General features: G+C 68.9%; 6 protein-coding genes and 1 pseudogene. All 7 read right to left on the reverse strand.

Going from position 1 to position 8,179, the window contains the following annotated elements; genetic code table 11:
- Positions 1-30: 30 nt before the first annotated feature.
- A complete protein-coding gene (recN, locus tag NN4_RS39165; RefSeq protein ID WP_147141904.1) occupies positions 31-1,806 on the reverse strand; it encodes a DNA repair protein RecN in 1,776 nt (591 codons plus the stop codon).
- Positions 1,784-2,743: an NAD kinase gene (locus NN4_RS39170; protein ID WP_147141907.1), complete on the reverse strand. Its 960-nt coding sequence runs from the start codon at positions 2,741-2,743 to the stop codon at positions 1,784-1,786. Before NN4_RS39170 ends, recN begins: the two co-directional genes overlap by 23 nt.
- Positions 2,740-3,561 carry a TlyA family RNA methyltransferase gene (locus NN4_RS39175; RefSeq protein ID WP_147141910.1) on the reverse strand — a complete coding sequence of 274 codons (822 nt, stop codon included), beginning with the start codon at positions 3,559-3,561 and terminating at the stop codon, positions 2,740-2,742. Before NN4_RS39175 ends, NN4_RS39170 begins: the two co-directional genes overlap by 4 nt.
- Before the next feature lies 1 nt (position 3,562).
- Entirely contained in the window at positions 3,563-3,877 is a 315-nt protein-coding gene (locus tag NN4_RS39180) for a hypothetical protein (RefSeq protein ID WP_246181328.1), read from the reverse strand.
- Between the two features lie 13 nt (positions 3,878-3,890).
- On the reverse strand, positions 3,891-4,826 hold the full coding sequence (locus tag NN4_RS39185; protein WP_246181329.1) for an HAD-IIA family hydrolase: 936 nt from the start codon (positions 4,824-4,826) through the stop codon (positions 3,891-3,893).
- Between the two features lie 295 nt (positions 4,827-5,121).
- Complete coding sequence (locus tag NN4_RS39190) at positions 5,122-5,436, reverse strand: hypothetical protein (RefSeq protein WP_147141915.1); 315 nt, start codon at positions 5,434-5,436, stop codon at positions 5,122-5,124.
- 820 nt (positions 5,437-6,256) lie between these two features.
- Positions 6,257-7,339, reverse strand: a pseudogene (locus NN4_RS39195) (tetratricopeptide repeat protein); the annotation flags it as partial.
- Positions 7,340-8,179 lie beyond the last annotated feature (840 nt).

Here is an 8,179-nt window from a genome sequence, read left to right on the forward strand (position 1 = left end):
CGCCCGGCCTATCTCGACAGCGGCCGCAGGCTAGACGGTCGCCCCGGACTTCTCCGCCCGCGCGAGCTCCAGCAGTTCCTCGGCGTGCGCCCGCCCGGTCTCGGTGTCGTCCAAACCGGCCAGCATGCGGGCCAATTCGATGACGCGCTCGTCTTTGGTCAGTGCGTGCACGCCGCTGTTGACCTTGCCCTTGCCGTCGTCGGACTTGTCGACCACCAGGTGGGTGTCGGCGAAGGCGGCGACTTGTGGCAGGTGGGTTACCACGATGACCTGGTGGGTGCGCGCGAGACGGGCCAGCCTGCGGCCGATCTCCACCGCCGCGCGCCCGCCGACGCCCGCGTCGACCTCGTCGAAGACCATGGTCGCGCCGTGGTCGGAGCTGGCGAGCACCACTTCGAGGGCGAGCATCACCCGGGAGAGCTCACCGCCGGATGCGCTCTTGCTCAACGGAAGTGACTGCGCACCGGAGTGCGCGGACAACCGGAACTCCACCTCGTCGATGCCGGAGGACCCGGCGTGCACGTCTTTTCCGTCGATGGTCAGCGGCGCCGAGTCCTGCGGTCCTGCGGGCATCGGATGCACTTCGACCTCGAGCCGGGCCTTACCCATTGCCAGACCGCCCAATTCGGCACTCACCGCGGACGCGAGCTTTCCTGCCGCTTTCTTCCGCGCGGCACTGAGTTTCCGCGCCGCCTCCCGGACCCGCTCGGCGGCGATATCGACCTCGGCCGCCAACGCGGTCAACGTTTCCTCGGACACGTCGAGCGAGCCGAGGCGGCTGCGCGCGTCGTCGGCCCAGGCGATCACGCCGTCGATGTCGGGCGCGTACTTGCGGGTCAGCGACTTGAGCTCGGCCTGCCGGGTGAGCAGCGAGTCCAGCGCGCCGGGATCCGACGGCAGATCCGAAAGGTAGCCGCTGAGTTCGGTGGTCAGATCGACCACGACCGCGATGGCTTCACCGAGCCGCGGACCGAGCGCGGTCAGCGCGGGATCGTCGGCCGAGTCGATGCGAGCACGCGCGGAGCCGAGCAATTCCAATGCGCCGGAACCCTCTTCGGGCGAATCGACGGGGCCGGCCAGGGCGTCATGCGCGGTCGCGGCGGCCTCCCGCAACGAATCGAGATCGCTGAGCCTGCGCACCTCGTCGACAATGCGCACATCCTCACCGGGTTCCGGTGCGATGGCGTCGATTTCGGACAGCGAATGCTGCAGCCGGTCCGCCTCCTGCGCCAATTCCCTACTGCGCGCGGTCCGTTCGAGCAGTTCGGCGCGGGCATCCAACCAGGCGCGGCGGTGCACCGTGTATTTGCGCAACAGCGGCCCGACGGTGTCGGCGGCGAACTGGTCCAGCGCCGACAACTGCTGATCGGGGCGCTGCAACCGCAGCTGATCGTTCTGCCCGTGCACCGTCAGCAGCGGCGCGGTGAAATCGGCGAGCACCGAGGCAGGCACGCCGCGCCCACCCAGATGCGCACGGGACCTTCCGTCGCTGCCGACCGTGCGGATCGCGATGATGCTGCCGTCGTCATCCTGTTCGGCGGCAGCCGATTCCAGCACCTGCGCCACTTCCGCGCGGGCGGCGTCGTTCACATCGTCGACGGTGAAGCGGCCTTCTACCACCGCACGCGCGGCACCGAGCCGCACCCGTCCCGCGTCGGCTCGTGCACCGCTCAGCAGGTGCAGGCTGGTGACCACCATGGTCTTGCCCGCGCCGGTCTCACCGGTGAGAACAGTGAGGCCCTCGTGGAATTGCGCGGTGGCCGTGGAGATGACGCCAAGGCCGTCAATCCTGATCTCGGTCAGCATGTGTGCTCTCCGTTCGCCGTCGGCCACGCCAGCCTGTCACGGGCAATTGGAACTTGCGCACCATCCGGTCCGCGAACGGCGCGGAATCGAGCCGCACCCAGCGCACCGGCTGGGCACCGCGGACCGCTTCCAACCGGCCGCCCCTCGGCAACTCCAGGGTGCGCCTGCCATCCAAGAAAACTATCGCATCGTGACCGGTGGCCACGCATTCGACCGCGATCCGCGACTCCGGGCTGGTCACCAGCGGCCGCGCGAACAGCGCATGGGCATTGCTCGGAACCACCAGCAGCGCCTCGAGTTCCGGCCACACCACCGGACCGCCCGCGGAGAACGCGTAGGCGGTCGAACCGGTGGGCGTCGAGATCAGGATGCCGTCGCAGCCGAACGCCGACACCGGACGCCCGTCGACCTCCAGCACCAGCTCCAGCACGCCTGTCCGCGAGGCGTTTTCGATGCTGGCCTCGTTCAACGCCCAGCCGGTCTGCACCACCTCGTCGTCCATCCGGACGGTGAAGTCGACGGTCATCCGGTGCTCGATGCGGTAGTCGCCCCGAACCACGTGTGCCAGTGCGTCATCCAGATGCTCGGCCTCGGCCTCGGTCAGAAAACCGATGCGGCCCAGGTTGATACCGAGCACCGGCACCCCGGCCGGGCGGGCCAGTTCGGCGGCGCGCAGGAAGGTGCCGTCACCGCCGAGCACCAGCACCATCTCGCAGCCGATCGCCGCGTCGTGGCCGTGCTCGACCACCCGCACCGGATAGCCGCCCGGTTCGGCCTCGAATCGGGTGTCGACGGCCTCGTCGGCGAGTACCCGCAGGCAGATGCCCGCGTCCGCGAAGATTTTCGCCACCCGGTGGGCGGTCTCGATGATCTCCGCGCGGCCCGGATGTGCCACCAGCAGGATCTCCCGGCCACCGGCTCTGGTCGGCGCGTTCACTGTGGACCCTCCTCAACCGCACGCTCGACGAGAGCAGCGACTCGCTCCCCGTCGTCTTCGGGCTGCCCGTCTTTGCGCAACCATACGAAGTATTCGACATTGCCCGACGGGCCCGGCAGCGGGCTCGCCACCACCGCTTCGGTGCGCAGGCCGAGCGCCGCGGCCGCGGTGGCGACATCACGGACCGCTTCGGCGCGCAGCGCCGGGTCCCGCACCACGCCACCAGAACCCACGCGCTCCTTGCCGACCTCGAACTGGGGTTTCACCATGGGCAGCAGGTCGCCGCCCGGTGCGGTGCACGCGGCCAGCGCGGGCAGCACCAGGGCGAGCGAGATGAACGAGAGGTCGCCGACGACCAATTCGACTGTGCCGCCGATGGTTTCCGTGGTGATGTTGCGCACGTTGGTGCGATCGACCACGCGGACGCGGTCGTCGTTCTGTAGCCGCCAGATCAACTGGCCGTAGCCGACGTCCACCGCGACCACCTCGCGAGCGTCACGCGACAGCAGCACATCGGTGAATCCACCGGTCGACGCGCCCGCGTCGAGGCAGCGTTTACCCGCGATGGTGAGCCCGGCGGGCTCGAAGGCCTCCAGCGCACCGAGCAGTTTGTGCGCACCCCGAGAGGCCCACGACACCTCGTCGGGTTGTTCGCGGACCAGCAGCGGCGTACCCGCCTCGACGGCGGTCGCCGGTTTCACGGCGACCGTTCCAGCTATCAGGACGCGACCGGCGTCGATCAGCTCGACCGCGTGTTCCCGCGATCTCGCCAATCCGCGGCGAACCAGTTCGGCGTCCACGCGCGCGCGTCTGGCCACCTCAGATCTTGTCCACCGTGGCCAGGGCCTGCACGAGCACGTCGTGTGCCTGTTCCAGGATGCGCGCGCGGCGAGTGATGTCCGTGCCGGATTCGGCGCCCTCGGCCGCGCTCGGCGAGCCCGGCCAGCTGGTGCGCGTGGCGAGTTCGGTGAGCAGGCCGTCGATCTCGCTGCGGATGCGCTCCGGGTCGGCCGGCTCCGGGCGCCCTGGGCCACCCGGCAGATGCTGACCGGGCAGCGGGGCCCCGGGGCGGGGTCCGTTTGCGCCGGGTGCGTGCATACCGGGGCCGGTCGGGCGGGGCATGGGAGTAGTCATCGTGGCGTCAACGCTATCGGATTTCCGCAGCAGACGCGCGTACCGTCACGGCTCGTCCCGGGTTGCGCCGCAACCGGTCGGCGAGGTCTGCGGCGAGGTCGCTCGGGTCGGTGTCCGATTCGGCGGGCACCGGCGGGTAGTTCAGTGCGTCCAGCGAGTCGGCGACGTAGGTGGGGAGGAACTCGTCCGCGGCGTCCTTCAGCTCGTCGAGCGTGCTGACACCGGTCAGGACCAGCAGTGATTCGAGTCCGACGGTGTTCGCACCCTCGATGTCGGTGTCGAGCCGGTCCCCCACCACCAGTGCGCTGCGGGTTCCGGCGCGCACAAGCGCGTCTTCCAACAAGGGTGCGTACGGCTTGCCCGCGACGATCGGTTCGCGGTCGGAAGCGGTGCGCAGCGCGGCGACCATCGATCCGTTGCCCGGCGCTAGGCCGCGCTCGTTCGGCAGGGTCTTGTCGGTGTTGGCCGCGACCCACAGCGCGCCTGCGCGCAGGGCGTACGCCGCTTCGGCGAGGTCGGCCCAGCACGTTTGCGGTGAATGTCCTTGTACGACAGCCGCGGGCGCGGTTTTGTCGAAGCGGCGGATGGGGCGCAGGCCGACGGCGGTCACCTCGGCGGCCAGATCGTCGGTGCCGACGACCAGCACGTCCGCGCCCGGCTCGAGCTGTTCGGCCAGCAGCCGTGCGGCCGCCTGCGCGCTCGTCACCACCTCGTCGGTGCTCGCGCGGAAGCCGAGCTCCGCCAGGTGCGCGGCGACCGTCTTCGGTGCCCTGCTGGCGTTGTTGGTGACGTACATGAGCCGCTGCGCGGTCTCATCGGGCGCCAACGCCGCCGGGGCGCCCTCGATCACCGCGTCGCCGCGATACAGGGTGCCGTCCAGATCCAGCAGCAAGGCTTCGTAGCGATCGCGTAGCCGCTGCTTCCGGTTACCTACCAATGTCTCCGGCACCCCGCATGTTCCTCATGTCTTCCGTATCGTCGCCCCGCACGGTGCCGAACTCCGCATCCGCCGGACGCTGTCCGCCGCGCCGAGGCGATGGCCCTCGGCAGGTCCGAGAAACCCGAACACTACGCCAGCGGGCCGACAGGAAAACGAACGGCATCGCCCCCGGAGCCGACGCTCACACCCCTGCGGGGAGCAACCTCCAACGATTCGCCGCAGCAAAGGGATGACGTAAAACGACGAACGGGACGTGACGGTGGCTCTTCTCGCGATTCGCCACCGTCATGTCCCGCTCGCTGCACTAGTTGGCGATGCAGTTGCCTGCGCCGTCGGCCTTGCCCTCCTTGGGCGACATGATGCCGGGGACGGAGCAGTAGGTGTCCTTCGGCATCGGGATGAACTTCACTTCGTCCTGGCCGGGCGCGTGGCAGGTCGCCTGCGCGCCGACGCCGCCGGGAAGGTTGATGCTCTGGGTGAATTCGAGGCCGGCCTCTTCGCAGACGCGCTTGGCCTCTTGCCCGTAGTCGAACGGCTCCGCGTTAGCCGAGACGGCGCCCATCGCAGCGAATGCTGCGGCGGCCAAGCCGACGAATACCGTTGCCCGGACACTGCTCATCGTGAATCTCCTTGTAATCAGACGGTCCCGTTGACGTATCGCTGATCTCAACAACATCATCCGGCCATGCCACCCGTAAGTCGGCACACCCGTAGCGATTTCGCGCCACGAGAACCATACGTGGTCCGTGCCAGGCTAGCCGCGCAATCCGTCGAAGAGATCGCCGGGCGCGGGGCAGCGAATCCTGGTGGGATGCCAGGCAATCCAGGAAACTGGTCGGCACGTTTCGGTGGGTTCAGTCGACTTCGCGGCGCTGCCAGATATGCAGTGGGTATGCACGGAAAGCCGCTGATACGCGAAGCCGCCCACCAGATCTGGAGCCCGTGGAAGTATGCGACGTGGCCTAGGGCAGGCAAAAGGGCGCTGCTGACCACGCGGAGAAGCACCGGCGGTACAGCGAAGTGACGTGGCCGGGGCCTCCGTGGACAAAACCCCGCTCGCCCCCTCGGCGTCGGATTGTCCAGCGGCCCGCTCGACACTCGTTGTCGCCCAACGTCGGCTTATCGCTCGACGATTCGGCTCTGGACAGCCGCACGGTTTCTGATTTTCCGCACAAGGAATGGCATGCGATTCGGTGTGCGCCAAATCAGAAAGTGTGCGGGGCGCAGCGCTCAGCTAGCCGCGCTCCGAGGTCAGCATTGTCGACACGGCGCGACAGTGACACTCAGCCGTGCTTGGCATGCTACAGCTACAGGTCGTTGTCCGCGAGGACACCGCCAGTGAGTTCTTTTGCTGCGTAGGGGCGCCGCCATTCGCCACTCCGGCCGGCGGTGCCACTCCGGCCGGCGGTTACCGAGGATGTCGGCAACCGGCAGCCGGGCTACAGCTGTAGGTCGTCGTCGGGGAGGGCGCCACCGGTGAGTTCTTCGGCGCGGTCTTCCGCGTCGGTTTCACCGTCGAGATCGGCCGAGGCGGCGTTGAGGAACCAGGTGAGGCCCTCGTCGGTGCGGCCTGCGGCGACAAGGGCGTCGGCGTAAGCGTAGAAGAGGCGCGCTGCGGCCGAGCCGGTGCGCGACGGGTCCAGTTCGGAGGTCTGCAGGGTGACGACGGCCTGGTCGTACTCGCCGAGGTCCATCCGGGCGCCTGCGACGACGATGCGGAGTTCGGTGGCTTCGTCACCGGTCAGGGCGCGGGCCTCGTCGCTGCGGCCTAGTTCGATGGCGCGTTCGGGGCGGCCGAGGCCGCGTTCGCAGTCGGCCATGACGGCGAGCAGGCCGGAGCCGCCGGACATGCGGCGGGCAGTGCGCAGCTCGGACAGGGCTTCCGCCCATTCACCCGCGTGATAAGCGGTCACGCCCGCGGTTTCGCGCACCACGGCGATGCGGCCCGCGCGCTGGCGGGCAGCCCGCGCATGTGCGAGGGCGAGGCGTGGGTCGTCGTCAATCAGTTTCGCTGCCATCACGAGGTGCCGGGCCACCGCTTCCGCGTTGGACTTGTCCAGGCTCAGCAGGTCGCGGCGAACAGCGGGTTCCAAGTCGGACGGCTGCACGTCATCGGGAAGGTCGGGCTCCTCCGGGCGCGCGGCACGACGCTCCTGCGACCGATCGTCACCGACACCCCGGGCACCTTCGCCACCACGACGCCGATTGTCCGGTCCGTTGCCCCGCGAATCGCTGCCCCGGTCGAATCCACCACGGCCGCCGGAATCGCCGCCGCGCTTGAAACCGCCACGCTCGCCGGAATCCCGCTGGCCACCCGAGTCGCCACCACGATTGAATCCGCCGCGGTCACCGGAGCCACCGCGGTTGAAACCACCGCGGTCACCCGAATCGCTGCCACGGTTGAATCCGCCACGCTCACCCGAGCCACCGCCGCGGTTGAAGCCACCGCGATCGCCGGAGTCGCGCTGGCCACCGGAGTCGCCGCCACGGTTGAAACCGCCACGGTTATCCGAGTCGCCACTACGGCCGGAATTGCCGCGATCACCCGAACCACCACTGCGGTTGGATCCACCGCGATCGCCGGAGTCGCGTTGGCCACCGGAGTCGCCACCACGATTGAAGCCACTGCGTTCGCCGGACCCACCGCTACGGTTGAATCCGCCGCGTTCACTCGAGCCACGATTGAAACCGCCACGCTCGCCAGAACTTCCGCGCTGCCCGGAATCGCCGCGACTACTCGAGTCGCCACCACGGTTGAAACCACCGTGGTCGCTGGAGCCGCCACTGCGGTTGAACCCGCCGCGCTCGCCCGAGTCGCTGCCACGGTTGAAACCACCACGATCGCTGGAGCCGCCGCTGCGGTTGAAGCCGCCTCGACTGCCCGAATCGCCACCACGGTTGGAGCTGCCAGAGGAACCTGCGTCGTCACGGCGGTTGAAGCCGCCGGAGTCGCCACGATTGCTGGTGCCGCGCGAGCTCGAATCACCGCTGCGGTTGAAGCCGCCACGGTCGCCGGCGTTGCCGCGCTGGCCGGAGCCGCTGCGGTCGCCGGAGTCGCTGCGTTTGAAGCCGCCGCGCTGGCCGCTTTCGCGGTCGGGGCGCTTGCTGGTGGAGTCTGCACCGGACGCACCGCTGCCCTGGGAGGGGCGATCGGATCCCTCGCCGCGCCGGAAGGACTTCCGGTCGTCGTCGTTCTTTTCCGACACGGTGATCCCTTTCTGAGGTCCGCAAGAGGTGGTCGGGGGCCCCACAAATTCAATCACGTGTCCTGGTGGGGACATGACACGGCAAGGTCGTCCAGGCACGGCAAGGTGCTGAAACGACGATAGGGGACCCAGAATCTGGGTCCCCTATCGTGAAGG

Origin of the sequence: Nocardia ninae NBRC 108245 (assembly GCF_007990755.1) — a bacterium.
Lineage (GTDB): Bacteria > Actinomycetota > Actinomycetes > Mycobacteriales > Mycobacteriaceae > Nocardia > Nocardia ninae.